The 16,229-nt window shown below is 70.5% G+C and carries 14 protein-coding genes; 1 reads left to right on the top strand and 13 read right to left on the bottom strand.

Features of this window, described 5'->3' with window-relative positions; genetic code table 11:
- Positions 1 to 11: 11 nt before the first annotated feature.
- The 7 genes from IDM46_RS02230 to IDM46_RS02200 form a co-directional block, all read right to left on the bottom strand.
- Positions 12 to 854: a cyanophycinase gene (locus IDM46_RS02230; protein ID WP_182822948.1), complete on the bottom strand. Its 843-nt coding sequence runs from the start codon at positions 852 to 854 to the stop codon at positions 12 to 14.
- 126 nt (positions 855 to 980) lie between these two features.
- The gene (gene trpD, locus IDM46_RS02225) at positions 981 to 2,021 is read right to left on the bottom strand and encodes an anthranilate phosphoribosyltransferase (protein ID WP_182822950.1); all 1,041 of its coding nucleotides are present in this window, start codon (positions 2,019 to 2,021) and stop codon (positions 981 to 983) included.
- Positions 2,022 to 2,029: 8 nt separating this feature from the next.
- Positions 2,030 to 2,611 (bottom strand): aminodeoxychorismate/anthranilate synthase component II, encoded by a 582-nt coding sequence (locus IDM46_RS02220; protein WP_182822952.1) that lies wholly within the window; start codon positions 2,609 to 2,611, stop codon positions 2,030 to 2,032.
- A gap of 57 nt (positions 2,612 to 2,668) precedes the next feature.
- Positions 2,669 to 4,141 (bottom strand): anthranilate synthase component I, encoded by a 1,473-nt coding sequence (gene trpE, locus IDM46_RS02215; protein WP_182822954.1) that lies wholly within the window; start codon positions 4,139 to 4,141, stop codon positions 2,669 to 2,671.
- Positions 4,138 to 5,085 carry a lipid kinase YegS gene (gene yegS, locus IDM46_RS02210; protein ID WP_185114695.1) on the bottom strand — a complete coding sequence of 316 codons (948 nt, stop codon included), beginning with the start codon at positions 5,083 to 5,085 and terminating at the stop codon, positions 4,138 to 4,140. The genes trpE and yegS overlap by 4 nt, the downstream gene beginning before the upstream one ends.
- On the bottom strand, positions 5,085 to 5,756 hold the full coding sequence (rpe, locus tag IDM46_RS02205) for a ribulose-phosphate 3-epimerase (RefSeq protein WP_185114694.1): 672 nt from the start codon (positions 5,754 to 5,756) through the stop codon (positions 5,085 to 5,087). Before rpe ends, yegS begins: the two co-directional genes overlap by 1 nt.
- 46 nt (positions 5,757 to 5,802) lie before the next feature.
- Entirely contained in the window at positions 5,803 to 6,132 is a 330-nt protein-coding gene (locus IDM46_RS02200; RefSeq protein WP_182822961.1) for a DnaJ domain-containing protein, read from the bottom strand.
- 78 nt (positions 6,133 to 6,210) lie between these two features.
- On the opposite strand from IDM46_RS02200, the gene IDM46_RS02195 reads away from it, so the two are divergent.
- Positions 6,211 to 7,140, top strand: coding sequence for a phosphoribosylaminoimidazolesuccinocarboxamide synthase (locus IDM46_RS02195; protein WP_185114693.1), 930 nt, complete (start codon positions 6,211 to 6,213; stop codon positions 7,138 to 7,140).
- Here IDM46_RS02195 and glnE read toward each other — a convergent pair.
- The 6 genes from glnE to IDM46_RS02165 all read right to left on the bottom strand — a co-directional run bounded on the left by glnE (position 7,137) and on the right by IDM46_RS02165 (position 16,179).
- Positions 7,137 to 9,908: a bifunctional [glutamate--ammonia ligase]-adenylyl-L-tyrosine phosphorylase/[glutamate--ammonia-ligase] adenylyltransferase gene (gene glnE, locus IDM46_RS02190; protein WP_185115233.1), complete on the bottom strand. Its 2,772-nt coding sequence runs from the start codon at positions 9,906 to 9,908 to the stop codon at positions 7,137 to 7,139. The genes IDM46_RS02195 and glnE overlap by 4 nt on opposite strands.
- 288 nt (positions 9,909 to 10,196) lie before the next feature.
- Complete coding sequence (locus IDM46_RS02185; RefSeq protein WP_185114692.1) at positions 10,197 to 11,810, bottom strand: NAD(P)/FAD-dependent oxidoreductase; 1,614 nt, start codon at positions 11,808 to 11,810, stop codon at positions 10,197 to 10,199.
- A gap of 5 nt (positions 11,811 to 11,815) precedes the next feature.
- Positions 11,816 to 12,967 carry a UDP-N-acetylglucosamine--N-acetylmuramyl-(pentapeptide) pyrophosphoryl-undecaprenol N-acetylglucosamine transferase gene (locus tag IDM46_RS02180; protein ID WP_185114691.1) on the bottom strand — a complete coding sequence of 384 codons (1,152 nt, stop codon included), beginning with the start codon at positions 12,965 to 12,967 and terminating at the stop codon, positions 11,816 to 11,818.
- A gap of 36 nt (positions 12,968 to 13,003) precedes the next feature.
- Positions 13,004 to 13,948: a DUF808 domain-containing protein gene (locus IDM46_RS02175; RefSeq protein WP_185114690.1), complete on the bottom strand. Its 945-nt coding sequence runs from the start codon at positions 13,946 to 13,948 to the stop codon at positions 13,004 to 13,006.
- A gap of 252 nt (positions 13,949 to 14,200) precedes the next feature.
- Positions 14,201 to 15,841 carry a chaperonin GroEL gene (gene groL / locus IDM46_RS02170; protein WP_182822971.1) on the bottom strand — a complete coding sequence of 547 codons (1,641 nt, stop codon included), beginning with the start codon at positions 15,839 to 15,841 and terminating at the stop codon, positions 14,201 to 14,203.
- A 50-nt stretch (positions 15,842 to 15,891) separates the two neighbouring features.
- Positions 15,892 to 16,179: a co-chaperone GroES gene (locus tag IDM46_RS02165; RefSeq protein ID WP_182822973.1), complete on the bottom strand. Its 288-nt coding sequence runs from the start codon at positions 16,177 to 16,179 to the stop codon at positions 15,892 to 15,894.
- Positions 16,180 to 16,229 lie beyond the last annotated feature (50 nt).

Here is a 16,229-nt window from a genome sequence, read left to right as displayed (position 1 = left end):
TGGCGTTTGGATCAATCGTGGGTGTCGGCCAATGTACCGGGCGACGCGCGGCGCGTGTGCAGGTTGTAGGTGGCGCCCGCCACCAGGATGTGTACGGTGAGGCCGAGCAGGCACACCGGATCATCCTGGCCGGCTTCGGCCATCGACGAGAACTGCAGGCCGCTGGCATCCACCACGGTGATCGAACCGCTGCCCTCGACCTCGAGCGTGTTGTCGGGTGCGATGAACGCCGCGGTGTCCTCGTCGAGCCCGATGCCGATCGCGAACGGGTTGTAGGCCTGCGCCGCCACCAGCCGGCCGAGGCGGTCGCGCTCGCGGAAGTGCTGGTCGATGATGAAGCGGTTGGTCAGGCCGAGGCCCGGCGCCAGCCGCACGCTGCTGGCGCGCGGCGACGACCCTTCCTTGCCGAACGCGATCATGTGCTCGCTGAGGATGCTGGCGCCGGCGCTGGTGCCGCCGACATGCACGCCGCTGGCATTGCGTTCGCGGATCAGCTTGGCCGCCGCGGTGCCGCCGAGGATGGTCGACAGGCGCAGCTGGTTGCCGCCGGTGATGAACACCCCGGTGGCGTCCTCCAGCTGCCGCAGGTAGGCGTCACGCCCGCCGTCCTCGCGCGAGGCGAACGGCACCGAGCGCGCGCGTCCGGCCTCGAGCCGGTTGAACAGGTCCTCGTAGCGCGGCCCGGTGTCGGCCAGGCGGCTGGCGGTGGGGATGATGGCGATGTCGGCATCGCGGCCGCCACACAGCTCCACGAAGCGCTTGAGGATCCTGCGCCCGGTTTCCTTGTCCTCGGCACCGCCGATGGGAACGATCCAGCCACGCTCTTCGCCGTCGGCGACCTTGCTAGGACACATGCAGCACACACTCCCGGCCAGGCGCCCCCGGCGCCATGGCGATGTTCAATGGATGGCATCACGCGGATGCCACGAAGGCTTGAAAATAGCACGCAGGCCGCGCCGCCGGCCCCGCGCGCGCCGGTGTCAGGGCGTCGCGGCGGCGATGGCGGCGGTGGCGGACGCGAATTCGCGCAGCTTGGCCAGCGCCGCGCCCGAGGCAATGGTGGCGCGCGCCAGCACCACGCCCTCGGCGATCGATGCGGCGACCCCGGCGACATACAGCGCAGCACCCGCGTTCAGCGCCACGATGCTGCCGGGGAGCCCGTCGGCGTTGCCGATCGCGTCCAGCACCATGTCACGCGACGCCGCCGCGCCATCGACGCGCAGGTTGCGGCTGGCGGCCATGGCGATGCCGAAATCCTCGGGATGGATCTCGTACTCGCGCACCTGGCCGTCGCGCAGTTCGCCGACCAGGGTCCCGGCGCCCAGCGAGATCTCGTCCATGCCGTCGCGGCCCCAGACCACCAGCGCGCGCTCGGCGCCCAGCTCCTGCAGCACGCGCACCTGGATGCCGACAAGGTCAGGATGGAACACGCCCATCAAAATGTTGGGCGCGCCAGCGGGGTTGGTCAGCGGCCCGAGGATGTTGAACAGCGTGCGCACGCCCATCTCGCGGCGCACCGGGGCCACCACCTTCATCGCAGGGTGGTAGGCCGGTGCGTACATGAAACCGATGCCGGTGCGCGCGATCGATTCCGCCACCCCCGCCGGCGGCAGCTCGATGGTGACGCCCAGGGCTTCGAACGCATCGGCGCTGCCCGAGGTGGAGGACACGCTGCGCCCGCCGTGCTTGGCGACCTTGCCGCCTGCCGCGGCGATCACGAAGCTCGACGCTGTGGAGATGTTGAAGGTGTTGGCGCCGTCGCCGCCGGTGCCGACGATGTCGACCAGGTGGCGACGGTCGGCCACGTCCACCTTCAGCGCCAGCTCGCGCATCGCGCGCGCCGCGCCGGTGATCTCGCCCACCGTTTCCTTCTTCACCCGCAGGCCGACGATGATCGCCGCGGTCATCAGCGGCGACACGTCGCCGCGCATCACCTGGCGCATGAGGTCGACCATCTCGTCTTCGAAGATCTCGCGGTGCTCGATGGTCCGTTGCAGGGCCTCGTGGGGGGTGATGGACATCGTGTGCTTCAAACCTGTTCGAGGAAGTTGCGCAGCAGCGCGTGGCCGTGCTGGCTGAGGATCGATTCGGGATGGAACTGCACGCCCTGCACCGGGTGCTCGCGGTGCCGGAGGCCCATGATCTCCTCGCGGCCGCCATCGGCGTCGTCGGTCCAGGCGGTGACTTCCAGGCAGTCCGGCAGGCTGTGCTGCTCGACCACCAGTGAATGGTAGCGGGTAGCCTCGTAGCCATCCGGCAGGCTGCTGAAGACGCCAGCGCCGGTGTGGCGGATCGGCGAGGTCTTGCCGTGCATGATCCGCTTGGCGCGCACCACGCGACCGCCATAGGCCTGGCCGATGGCCTGGTGGCCGAGGCACACGCCCAGGATCGGGATGCGCGGGCCGAGCTGCTCGATCACCGCCAGGCAGATGCCGGCCTGGTCGGGCGCGCAGGGTCCTGGCGACAGCACGATGTGCTCCGGCGCCATGCGCGCGATGGCGTCGACATCGAGCGCATCGTTGCGCTCCACGCGCACCTCGGCACCCAGCACCTGCAGGTATTGCACGAGGTTGAAGGTGAAGCTGTCGTAGTTGTCGATCATCAGCAGCATGGCTGCATCCGTGCCGGCGAATCGGTCATTTTCACCCAAACCGCGCGTTCGCGCCGGCTACAGCCCGCCGGCCGCCTGCGCCACCGCGCGGAACAGCGCGCGCCCCTTGTTCATCGTCTCCTCCCACTCCTTCACCGGGTCGGAGTCGTAGACGATGCCGGCGCCGGCCTGCACGTGCAGGCGGCCGTCCTGGATCACCGCGGTGCGGATGGCGATCGCGGTATCGGCGTCGCCGTGCCAGCCGATGTAGCCGATGCTGCCCGCGTACACGTTGCGCTTGACCGGCTCGAGCTCTCGGATGATCTCCAGCGCGCGGATCTTGGGCGCGCCGCTCACCGTGCCGGCGGGGAACGTGGCGCGCAGCACGTCGGTGTACGACAGGCCGTCGCGCAGTCGCCCGGTGACCTCGCTGACGATGTGCATGACGTGGCTGTAGCGCTCGATCACGAAGCGCTCGCCCATCTCCACCGTGCCCGGGCGCGCGACCTGGCCGACGTCGTTGCGGCCGAGGTCGATCAGCATCAGGTGCTCGGCGCGCTCCTTGGGGTCGGCCAGCAGCTCGGCCTCGAGCGCGGCGTCTTCTTCCGGCGTGGCGCCGCGCGGGCGGGTGCCGGCAATCGGGCGCACGGTGACCAGGTCGCCCTGCTGGCGCACCAGGATCTCCGGCGAGCTGCCCACCACCTGGGTGCCGCCGACGTCGAGGAAATACATGTACGGCGACGGGTTCAACGCGCGCAGCGCGCGGTAGACATCCACCGGGCGCGCGTGGAACGGCACCGACAGCCGCTGCGACAGCACCACCTGGAACACGTCGCCGGCGGCGATGTACTCCTGGCAGCGCTTCACCGCATCGATGAAGCCGTCACGTGTGAACCCGGAAACGAAATCCGCCTCGTCGAGTGCCGCCGGCTGCAGCATTTCGGGGTACGCCGCGCCGCCGCTGCGCAGGCGATGCACCAGCGCGTCGAGGCGACGGTTGGCACGTGCCAGCGCCTGCGGCTCGCGCGGGTCGGCGTGCACCACCAGGTACAGGCGGCCCTTGAGGTTGTCGAACACCGCGAGCTCGTCGGACTCCATCAGCAGGATGTCCGGCGTGCCGAGCTCGTCCGGCGTGTCGCCACCATCGAGGCGTTGCTCGACGTAGCCGATGCACTCGAAGCCGAACCAGCCCACCAGGCCGCCGGTGAACCCCGGCAGCCCGGCGATGCGCGGCACCGAATGCGCGGCGCGCAGGTGTTCGACTTCGGCGAATGGATCGGCGACCGCGCGCGTTTCCACCACCTCGCCGTGCTCGCGCACGCTGAGCACGTGGCCGTGGAAGGCGTACACGCGCGTCGCCGGCAGGCCGATGATGGAATAGCGGCCGAAGCGTTCGCCGCCCTCCACCGACTCGAACAGGTAGGTATTGGGGCCGTCGGCCAGCTTCAGGTACACCGACAGCGGCGTGTCCAGGTCCGACAGCACTTCGCGCATCACCGGGATGCGGGTGTGGCCGGCATCGGCGTGGCGCTGGAATTCGTCGGGCGTCATGGTGTGCGCGACCTGTTCGCGGAGAGCAGCGGGCTGCCGTCCGGCAAGTGCATGCGCAGGCGCGCGGCGACGCATTCGACGCGGAAGTGCGTGCAGGTCACCGGCTCGCCATCCAGGTTCAGCGTGAGCGGCGCGTCGGAGGCCACCTCCACCCAGGGCAGGCGCGTGCGCACCGCGACGCGATCGAGCGCGGCGTGCCTGCCGTCGGCCAGCAGCGTGCCGAAGGTCGCCGCCACCTCGCCCTCGAGGGTGGGGACGATGGTCAGCTCGAGCAGGCCATCGTCGACCAGCGCATCGGGACACAGCGCCTGGCCACCGCCCGCCTGCGACCCGTTGCCAAGGCCGAGCGCGATGAAGTCGCCGCTCCATTCGAATCCGGGGCCCTTGAAGCGCGCGGAGACCGGATCGATGCGGCCGAGCTTGGCCATGCCGGTGACCACGTACGCGAGACCGCCGAGCAGCTTCTTCATGCCCTCGCTGGTTTCCACCGTGACATCCGTGCCGAACCCGCCGCTGGCCAGGTTTGCGGCCCAGTGCGCGCCGTCGTCGGCCTCGATGCGCAGCAGGTCGACCAGCGTGGCCGGCTGCTGCAGCGCCAGCATCATGGCGTCGAGCGGCGCGTCGGGGATCCCGGCCGCGCTCGCGAAGTCATTGGCGGTGCCCAACGGCACCAGCGCGATCGAGGGCAGCGCGTCGGTAGCGGCGTCGCGGCGCGCCAGTGCAGCCGCGACCTCGCTCAGCGTGCCGTCGCCACCGGCGGCGATGATCGTCGCCACGCCGTCGGCGATCGCTTCGGACACATGGCGCTCCGCATCACCCGCTTCCCACGTGACGCGCACGTCCAGCGCCACGCCGCGATCGCGGATCGCGGTGACCGCATCGCGCAGCGCGTCGTCGCCGGCCGACTTGCCGTTGAGCACCAGCCTCCAGCGCGGCGCGGCCATCAGGTCCCCGCGGCGGCGTGCGCGCGCATGCGCGCGATGACCTCGGCGTAATCCGGCTGGCTGAAGATCGCCGAGCCGGCGACGAAGGTGTCGGCACCGGCGGCGGCGATCGCGCCGATGTTGTCCGGCTTCACGCCGCCGTCGATCTCCAGGCGCACATCACGGCCGCTGGCATCGATGCGCGCGCGCACCGCGCGCAGCTTGTCGAGCGCGGAGGGAATGAAGGCCTGGCCGCCAAACCCCGGATTGACCGACATCAGCAGCACCAGGTCGAGTTCGTCGAGCACGTAATCGAGCACCTCGACCGGGGTCGCCGGATTCAGCACCAGCCCCGGCTGGCAGCCGGCAGCGCGGATCAGCTGGATCGTGCGGTGCACGTGCGAACTCGCTTCCGGGTGGAAGCTGATCAGCGTGGCGCCGGCCTCGGCGAAATCGCCGACGATGCGGTCCACCGGCGACACCATCAGGTGCACGTCGATCGGCGCGGTCACGCCATGCCTGCGCAGCGCGGAGCAGACCAGTGGGCCGATGGTGAGGTTGGGCACGTAATGGTTGTCCATCACGTCGAAGTGCACCCAGTCGGCGCCGGCGGCGAGCACGTTGTCGACCTCCTCGCCAAGGCGGGCGAAATCCGCCGAGAGGATCGAGGGGGCGATGACGGTCGGTTGCATGGCGGGTCCGGACAGGGGGAAGGATGCGGTGCGGCGACCGTCGCGGTCAGCGCGGTTTGCGCAGCGCGCGGATGCGGTCGTACGCGCCGTTGATCTCGCGTGCGCGGCGCTCGGCCTGGTCGCGCAGCTCCTCGGCGGCGCCGCCAAGACGGTCGGGGTGGTACTGCGCGATCAGCCGCCGGTAGGCGCGGTCGACATCGGCATCGCTGGCGTCCGGGCCGAGGCCCAGCACGCCATAGGCGTTGTCGGCCGGGCGCCGGAACCAGTCGCTGTCGAAGGCGTGGCCGATCAGCAGGCCGATCAGCCCGCCGGCCGGGTGGCGCAGCAGCAGCCAGCCGGCGATGAAGCCCAGGAGTTTTCCGTACCAGCGTTTCATGCGCGTGATTCTACCGTCCCCCGGCACCTCGACGCCGTCGTCGCTACAATGCCCGCCCGACGGCTGCGACCCGACACGATGGCAACGACCCTGCTCGAAGCCCGCCTCCCCGGCCTCAACCTGCTCCACCGCGGCAAGGTCCGCGATGTCTACGAGCTGCCTCCCGGTTCCGGCCCCGAGGCGTTCGGTCCGCTGCTGCTGATCGTGGCCAGCGATCGCCTGAGCGCGTTCGACGTGGTCCTGCCGGACCCGATCCCCGGCAAGGGCGAGATGCTCTGCCAGGTGTCCAACTTCTGGTTCGACAAGACCGAACACCTGATGCCGAACCACCTCACCGGCATCGACGTGGCCAGCGTGCTGCCGGCCGGCGTGGATCCGGCGCCCTACCTGCAGCGCTCGGTGGTGACGCGGCGCCTGAAGCCGGTGCCGGTGGAGGCCATCGCCCGCGGCTACCTGATCGGCAGCGGCTGGAACGACTACTGCCGCACCGGCCGCATCAGCGGCATCGCCCTGCCCGATGGCCTGCGCCAGGCCGAGCGCCTGCCGCAGCCGATCTTCACCCCGTCCACCAAGGCCGCCGCCGGCGACCACGACGAGAACATCGACTTCGACACCATGGTGCACAAGGTCGGCGCGGAGCTGGCCGAACAGGTGCGCGACGCCACGCTGCGCCTGTACGCTTTTGCCGCCGAGCATGCCGCCGGGCGCGGCATCATCCTCGCCGACACCAAGTTCGAATTCGGCACCGATGCCGACGGCCGCCTGTACGTGATGGACGAGATGCTCACGCCCGACTCGTCGCGCTACTGGCCGGCCGATGCCTACGAAGTCGGCACCAGCCCGCCGAGCTACGACAAGCAGTTCGTGCGCGACTGGCTGGAGGCCCAAGGCTGGGACAAGACCGCGCCCGGGCCGTCGCTGCCGGCGGACGTGATCGCCCGCACCCGCGACAAGTACGCCGAAGCGCTGCAGCGGCTGGCCGGGATCAGCATCGACGCCGCCGCCTAGGCGGTTGCCAGGCCTGCCGCGCGCACGGCGCCGGTGATGGCGTCGCGCGCGGCCTGCAGTCCGGGGCTGTCGTCGACCAGGCGCGCGCGGCGGTCCAGGGTGCAGGCAAGTCCCATTGCCACCAGCGTGGCGTGCGCAGCGGTCAGCCGCGCCGCGGTCGCCTCGTCCAGCAGACCTCCTGCGCGGCACGCCGCGATCAGCTCGGGCGTGGCGCGCGGCACCAGCAGCGTCGGACGCGCGGCGGCATCGCGCAGCACCAGCGCCTGCAGCAGGAACTCCAGGTCCACCAGGCCGCCTTCGCCCTGCTTGAGATCGAAGCGGGCGGCACTGCCACGGTCGAGCTCGGCGCGCATGCGGGCGCGCATCGCCGCGACATCGGTGAACAGCACGGAAGGATCGCGTGGCCGCGCCAGCGCCGCGGTGCGCACGCGCTCGAACGCGGCGCACAGGCCGGCATCGCCGGATACGCAACGCGCGCGCACCAGCGCCTGGTGTTCCCAGGTCCAGGCGCGGGTGCGCTGGTATTCGCCGTAGCTGGCGAGCGAGGACACCAGCAGGCCGCTGGCGCCATCCGGGCGCAGGCGCACGTCGACCTCGTACAGGCGCCCGGCGCCAGTGCTGGTGCCGAGCAGCGCCACGACCTTCTGCGCCAGGCGCGCGAACCAGCGCCCGGCGTCCACGCTGCGCGCGCCGTCGGACTGGGCGCCTTCGGGCGCGTCGTACAGGAACACCAGGTCGAGGTCGGAGCCGATGCCGAGCTCCTCGCCGCCGAGGCTGCCGTAGCCGATCGCGGCGAAGCGCGCGCCGGCGATGTCGCCGTGCGCGGCCTGCATCTCGCGTCGCGCCAGCGCAACCACGACCCCGACGACCGCATCGGCCAGCCACGACAGCTGGCGGGTGCTGTCCGGCGCCGGCTGGCGGTCGTCGAGCGTGGCCAGCGCAATGCGGAAGCTGAGCGCCTGGCGGGTTTCGTTGAGCGCGAACAGCGCCGCCTCGATGTCGTCGCGCTGCAGCGCCACTCGGCAGGCGGCATCGAGTTGTTCGCGCCCGGGCAGCGGGCCTTCCACGCGCGCGTCGAGCAGTTCGTCGAGCAGCAGCGGGTGCGCGGCAACGCGCTCGGCGAGGAACGCGCTGCGGGTCACCAGGCCGGTGAGGCGCGCCAGCGCCGCGGGCTGTTCGTCGAGCAATGCCAGGTAGCTCGGGCGGCGCAGGATGTTGTGCAGCAGCGCCAGCAGGCGGCGCAGCGCCTGCAGCGGGCGGTCGGCGGGCGCCGTGGCCTGCAGCAGCAGCGGCATGACCCGGTCGAGGCGTGCGCGCGCGGCGTCGGACAGCTCGCGCACGCTGGGCGAGCGCGCGAAATCGCGCAGCGCGGCGTCGACTTCGGCGGCATCGCCATAGCCGGCGGCGGCCAGCACATCGGCCGTGCCGGCATCGGGCAGCGCGCGCCAGTATCCGGCGATGTCGCTGCCGACGCCGGGCTGCGCACGGCGCTGCGCGAGCAGCGCGTCGAACTCCGCGGCGACGCGCGCGCGATGCGCCTCGAGCTCCGCGGCAAGCGCCGGCCAGCTGTCATGGCCAAGTCCGCGCGCGACGCGCAGGCGGTCGAAGGTGTCATCCGGCAGGATGTGCGTCTGTGCATCGCGCAGCATCTGCAGGCGGTTCTCCACCCGGCGCAGGAACAGGTAGGCGTCCGCGAGATCGGCGGCCGCCTCCGGCGCGACCTGCCGCGCCGCGCACAGCGCCCCGAGCATCGGCAGCAGGCGCCGGCCGCGCAGCGCCGGCTCGTGGCCACCGCGGATGAGCTGCAGCGCCTGCACCAGGAATTCGATCTCGCGGATCCCGCCCGGGCCGCGCTTGATGTCGTCGGCCAGGTCCTTGCGCGCCACTTCGGCGGCGATCGCCTGCTTCATGTCGCGCAGGCCTTCGAGCGCTCCGTAATCAAGGTAGCGGCGGTAGACGAACGGCCGCAGCGTGGCCAGGAACGCTTCGCCGGTGGCGATGTCGCCGGCCACCGGCCGCGCCTTCTGCCAGGCGTAGCGTTCCCAGTCGCGGCCTTCGCGCTGGAAGTACAGCTCCATGGCCGCGAAGCTCAGCGCGATGCGCCCGGCGTTGCCGAACGGGCGCAGGCGCAGGTCGACGCGGTGGCAGAAGCCGTCGGCGGTGGGCGCGTCGAGCAGCCGCGCCAGTGCCTGGCCCAGGCGGGCGAAATAGTCCTCCGCCGCCAATGGTCGCGCGCCATCGCTCTCGCCGCCGGCCGCGTAGGCATAGACCAGGTCGACGTCGGAGCTGAAGTTGAGCTCGCCGCCGCCAAGCTTGCCCAGCGCGTACACCACCAGCCGCACCACATGGCCGTCGCCATCCCGCACCAGGCCGTGCCGCTGTTCGAACTGCGCCTCCAGCGCCGCCAGCCCGAGCTGCAGGCAGTCCTCCGCCAGGCGGGTGCTGCCGGCCAGCGTGTCGCCGACCGCGTCCAGCCCGAGCACGTCACGCCACACCAGCCGCGCGGACTCGGCGGTCCGGTACCGGCGCAGCAGGGCCGGCCATTCGGCCTGGCCATCGGCGGGCAGGACCGGCAGCGGCAGCGCCGGCGCATCCTGCGCGTCCACCAGGCGCGCCAGCACCTCGGGTTGCCGGGCGAACACCTCCGCCGCAAAGTCGCTGGCGATCGCCACGCGGCGCAAGGCATCGCCGCCGCGCGTGCCAAGCCCGTCCGGCAGGCGCGCCAGCAGTCGGTCGACATGGTCGCCGAGGCGCACGTCAGGAAGCATGTCGGAGACGGGGTTCACGCAGGGATTGTGGCATCGGCGCGGGGTCGGACATACGAGAACCGGATCCCGCAGGCCATCGCCGGGGGACATGAGTCGTCACGGTCTTCGTACCCGGTGCCCCATGCCCAGGGAGATCACCATAAAAAAGCCCGAAGCGGCGAACCGCTTCGGGCCTTGCTCCCTCCCCCACGTCGGGTGCAGGTCGATCGTGAAGGAAGCGTTATGCAACTTGCACGCTGCGCTGCAAAATGAAACCGGGCAGTTCATGAATTGAAGACCGGCGACGGCTCAGCCTGACATGCGACGACCAAGGTCCCGGGCGATCTCGCGCGCGGCATTTCGCCCGGGCAAGCCGGTCACGCCACCTCCGGGATGCGTGCCGGACCCGCACAGGTACAGCCCCGGCAGCGCCCCGCGGTAGTTGCCCTGGCCGAGCAATGGGCGCGCCGCGAACAGCTGGTCGAGCCCCAGGCTACCGTGGAAGATGTCGCCGCCCACCAGGCCGAAGCGGCGTTCGAGGTCGAGCGGTGACAGTGCTTCGTAGCCGAGCACGCTGGCGCGGAAGTTCGGCGCCTGCGCGTCGACGGTGTCGATCATCAGCCGCGCCACGGTGTCGCGGTGCGCGTCCCAGCCGCCGTCGACATCCGGGTTCACGTGCTGGCAGAACAGGCTGGCGACGTGCGCGCCAGGGGGCGCGAGGCTGGCGTCGAGCGTCGAGGAGATCACCAGCTCGACGATCGGCGCGCGCGCCCAGCCGGCGTTGTGCTCCCTGGAGCGGGCGTCGAAATAGGCTTGCTCGAAATAGCGCAGCGAGGGGCCGACCAGGATCCCGCTCTGGTGGTGCGGCTGCAGCGTGGTGCCCGGTGCCGCACTGAAGTCCGGCAGCTCCGACAGCGCCACGTTCATGCGGAACGTGCCCGAGCCGCAGCGGTAGCGGGCGATGCGCTCGGCGGTGTCGTCATCCAGGTGCTTGCGCGCGACCAGGCGCGTGTACAGCAGCTTCGGGTTGAGGCTGCTGGCGACCACGCGCGCGCGCAGCATGCGGCCATCGGCCAGCGCCACGCCGACCGCGCGGCCCTGCTCCACCAGCACTTCGGCAACCTCGGCATCGGTGTCCACCACCACGCCGCGCGCCGCGCACTCGGCCGCGATCGCATCGCTGATCGCGCCCATGCCGCCGATCGCGTGCCCCCAGGCGCCCTGCTTGCCGTTCACCTCGCCGAACACGTGGTGCAGCAGCACGTAGGCGCTGCCCGGCGTGTAGGGGCTGGCGAAGTTGCCGACCACCGAGTCCCAGCCCAGCGCCGCCTTCAAGGGTTCGGATTCGAACCAGGCGTCGAGCAGCTCGCCCGCGGATTTGGCGAACAGGTCGAGCAGGTCGCGGCGGCCGCGCATGTCCAGCGACTTCAGGCGCCGCGCCACGGTCAGCGACGCCATCCAGTCGGCCAGCACGAAACCGTCGGACACGTTGGGTGGCGTTTCCAGCATCAGCTGGCGCAGCACCACCACCACGCGGTCGAGCATGGCGTAGTACTCCGGCAGGCGTTCGGCGTCGCGCGTCGACCACTTCGCGACCTCGGCGGTGCCGTGTTCGCCGCCGAGGCGGAACGCGAGGCCATCGGGCAGCGGCAGGAAGTTGGAGTACGGCCGCTCGACCACGCGCAGGCCGTGCGCGGCCAGGCGCAGGTCGGCGATCACGCGCGGGTTCAGCAGACTGACGGTGTAGCTGGCCACCGAATTGCGGAAGCCGGGATGGAACTCCTCGGTGACCGCGGCGCCGCCGACGATGCCGCGGCGCTCCAGCACGCGGACCTTGAGCCCGGCAGCGGCGAGGTAGGCGGCGCAGACGAGGCCGTTGTGGCCGCCGCCGACGATCAGCACATCCTGCGCGTCGCGGGCCACGCCGGTCAGCCTCCGGTCCGCGCGCGTCGCGGCGCGCTGCCCGCCGGCAGCGCCAACATCGCATCCACCTCGTCGGCCAGGCGCGAGGCGGCATCGGGCCGGCCCAGGGCCGCGGCGGCCGCGGCGGCATTCGGCAGCGTGGTGGCGTCGGCCAACAGCTGGGCGAGGCGCCCGGCCAGCGCGGCGGCGGTGAAACCGTCCGGCTCGGGCATGCACCAGCCTGCGCCGAGCCGCGCCAGCGCTTCGGCATTGCCGCGCTGCTCCTCGCGCGAACCACCCTGCGGGATCGGCACGAAGATCGCCGGCCTGCCGACCACCAGCAGGTCGGCGATGGTGGTGGCGCCGGCACGGGTGAGCACGAGGTGCGCATCGTGCAGCCGCGCCGCCATGTCGTCGAAGAACGGCCGCACCTCGGCGTCGATCCCGGCCGCCTGCAGTCCGGCGGCCACGCTGGCCGCATCGTCGCCGCGGTACTGCAGCGCCACCCGGATGCGCCGGCGCAGGGCTTCAGGCAGCGCCAGCAGGGCCGCCGGCACCACGCGCCCGAACACCGCGGCGCCCTGGCTGCCGCCGACCACCAGCAGGCGCAGCGGCGCCGGGGCATCGAGCGACGGATAGGGCGCGCCGGCGGCGGCGAGGATCTCGGCGCGCACCGGGTTGCCGGTTTCCACCACGCGCCCGACGTCGATGCCGGCAACGCCCGGGAACGACGTCGCCACGCGCGTGGCGAAACGCAGCAGCTGGCGGTTGGCCATGCTCAACCGCGTGCCCTGCTCGTGCAGCAGCAGCGGGAGGCCCAGGCTGCGCGCGGCGAGCGCCGGCGCGAAACTCGGATAGCCGCCGAAGCCCGCGAGCAGGCGCACGCCGCGGCGCTTCATGTCGGCGCGTGCGGCCAGCGTGGCACGCGCGCTCACCGTCGCCGCGGCTAGCTTGCCGCCGATGCCGCCTGCCAGGCTGCGCGCCGGCAGCACCACGTGCGGCAGTCCCTCAAGCGCGCGGGTGAACTGCGCGCCGCGGCGCTCGGTATAGATGACGACCTCATGGCCACGCGCCAGCAGTTCGCGCGCCAGCGCCTCGGCAGGAAACAGGTGGCCGCCGGTACCACCGGCAGCAAGGCCGACAGCGGCGCGACGCGGCGCATTGTGCGGATCGGGCATCGGATGCGGGATGTGGAGCGGGTGCAGACTATAGCTTCAGTGTGCCGGCTCCGGTGCCTTCCCGCGCAGCTTGCCGAACAGCGTGACTGCGCCCAGCACCAGCGCGCCGGCGACGATGCCGACCAGCGCATTGCACAACGCGCTGACGATCGCACCAAGCCAGCCGTTCGGCCCGAGGGCCTCGACCGCGTGATGCAGCACGGGGATCGAGTGCACGAGGATGCCGCCGCCGACCAGGAACATCGCCGCGGTGCCGAGGACCGACAGGGTCTTCATCAGCCAGGGGGTGGCGTACAGCAGGCCGCGCCCCACCATGCAGGCGACCTTGCCGGGCTTGCGGGTCAGCCACAGGCCGACGTCGTCGAGCTTCACGATGCCTGCGACCAGCCCGTAGACGCCGAAGGTCATGGCCAGCGCGATCGCCACCAGCACCAGCACCTGCTGCAGCAGCGGCTGCCCGGCCACCACGCCGAGCGAGAGCACGATGATCTCGGCCGACAGGATGAAGTCGGTGCGGATCGCACCCCGGATCTTCTCCTTTTCGCTGGCGAGCACGTCCGCATCGTTCGGCGCGGCGGCGGCCTTGGCCAGCACGGCTTCGGCGCGACGCTGCAGATCCTTGCGCGGCGGCGGCGCTTCGTCCTTGTGCAGGAACTTGTGGACCAGCTTTTCCACGCCCTCGTAACAGAGGTAGGCGCCGCCGATCATCATCAGCGGCGTGACCAGCCACGGCAGCCACAGGCTGATCGCGAGCGCCGCGGGCACCAGGATCGCCTTGTTGAGCATCGACCCCTTGAACACCGCGAACACGACGGGCAACTCGCGGTGCGCGCGCACCCCGGCCACCTGCTGTGCGTTCAACGCCAGGTCGTCGCCAAGCACGCCGGCGGTCTTCTTGGCGGCCACCTTGGTGAGGATCGAGACGTCATCGAGGATCGTGGCGATGTCGTCGAGCAGCAGGAGCAGTGAACCACCGGCCATCGTGCATTCCGAGCGGGGAAAGGACGGAATTGTGTCATTGCCCGGGGAAGACCGGATGACGGGGAGCGCGACGCGGCTATGACGCGGATATGACGCGGGGTGCCGGGTACCAAGGCCCTTGAGGGCGGATGCCGGGGGACATGAGCCGCGAAGGCCTCACGGCCACCAGAGGGCCACCACAGGACCACCACAAAAAAAGCCCCCGCATCTCTGCGGGGGCTTTCGTTTCGCGGGTCTTGCGTGGAGCGCGGTTTAGAAGCCCATGCCGCCCATGCCGCCCATGTCGCCGCCGCCCTGCATGGCCGGCTCGTCCTTCTTCGGCAGCTCCGCCACCATCGCTTCGGTGGTGATCATCAGGCCGGCGATCGAGGCCGCGTTCTGCAGCGCCGAACGGGTGACCTTGGTCGGGTCCAGGATGCCGAACGCGATCATGTCGCCGTATTCGCCGGTCTGCGCGTTGTAGCCGTAGTTGCCGGTGCCGTCCTTGACCTTGTTCAGCACCACGCTCGGCTCTTCACCGCAGTTGGTGACGATTTCGCGCAGCGGGGCTTCCATGGCGCGCAGGGCGATCACGATGCCGTGGTTCTGGTCTTCGTTGGCACCCTTCAGCTCGCCGATGGCCTGCAGCGCGCGCACCAGCGCAACGCCGCCGCCCGGGACCACGCCTTCTTCCACAGCAGCGCGCGTGGCGTGCAGGGCGTCTTCGACGCGGGCCTTCTTTTCCTTCATCTCGATCTCGGTCGAGGCACCGACCTTGATCACCGCCACGCCGCCGGCCAGCTTGGCAACGCGCTCCTGCAGCTTTTCCTTGTCGTAGTCGGAGGACGTGTCCTCGATCTGCGCCTTGATCTGCTTGATGCGGCCTTCGATGCCCGAGCTCTCGCCCGCGCCGTCGATGATCGTGGTGTTCTCCTTGGAGACCTGGATCTTCTTCGCGCGGCCGAGGTCCTTGATGGTCGCCTTCTCGAGCGAGAGGCCGACTTCCTCGGAGATCACGGTGCCGCCGGTCAGGATGGCCATGTCTTCCAGCATCGCCTTGCGACGGTCGCCGAAGCCCGGCGCCTTGACGGCGACGACCTTGACGATGCCGCGGATGGTGTTGACGACCAGCGTGGCCAGGGCCTCGCCTTCGACTTCCTCGGCGACGATCAGCAGCGGCTTGCCCGACTTGGCCACGCCTTCCAGGACCGGGAGCAGGTCACGGACGTTGGAGATCTTCTTGTCGTGCAGCAGGATGAACGGGTCATCCAGGTCCGCCGACATCGACTGCTGGTTGTTGATGAAGTACGGCGACAGGTAGCCGCGGTCGAACTGCATGCCCTCGACGACGTCGAGCTCGTTGTCGAGGCCCGAGCCTTCCTCAACGGTGATCACGCCTTCCTTGCCGACCTTCTTCATCGCGTCGGCGATGATCGTGCCGATCGACTCGTCGGAGTTGGCCGAGATCGTGCCGACCTGGGCGATCGCCTTGTCGTCGGCGGTGGGCTTGGACATGGCCTTCAGCTCGGCGACGGCGGCCTTGACGGCCTGGTCGATGCCGCGCTTGAGGTCCATCGGGTTCATGCCGGCGGCGACCGCCTTGGAACCCTCGCGGATCAGCGCCTGCGCCAGCACGGTCGCGGTGGTGGTGCCGTCACCGGCGTTGTCGGAGGTCTTGGACGCGACTTCCTTCACCATCTGCGCGCCCATGTTCTCGAACTTGTCGGCGAGCTCGATCTCCTTGGCGACGGACACGCCGTCCTTGGTGATCGTGGGGGCGCCGTAGCTCTTCTCGAGCACGACATTGCGGCCCTTCGGGCCGAGGGTTGCCTTGACGGCATTGGCGAGAATGTTGACGCCGCGCACCATCTTTGCGCGCGCGTCCTCACCGAAACGGATTTCCTTGGCGGACATTGGAATTACCTCGAATTGGGATCAGGGGTGGAAGAAGGGTGGCGCGGGGCTCAGCCGAGGACGGCGAGGATGTCGTCTTCGCGCACGATCTTGTATTCGACGCCTTCCAGCTTGTAGGCGGAGCCCGAGTACTGGCCGTAGATGACCTTGTCGCCGACCTTGACCTTCGGCGCGCGCAGGCTGCCGTTGTCGAGGGCCTTGCCTTCGCCGACGGCGACGACTTCGCCCTTGGTGGGCTTTTCCTTGGCGTTGTCCGGGATCAGGATGCCGCCGGCGGAGACTTCGTCGGCTTCGATGGGCTTGATGACCACGCGGTCATAGAGCGGCTTCAGGTTCATGGCGATCCTCACAAGTTGTTGATTGGGTTGAATAAACAGGGGTAACGGGC

The sequence above is a fragment of the Luteimonas sp. MC1825 genome (genome assembly GCF_014764385.1).
In the GTDB taxonomy this organism is placed as follows: domain Bacteria; phylum Pseudomonadota; class Gammaproteobacteria; order Xanthomonadales; family Xanthomonadaceae; genus Luteimonas.
Note: the sequence above shows the minus strand (reverse complement) of the source record. Positions and strands in the feature narration are given on the sequence as shown.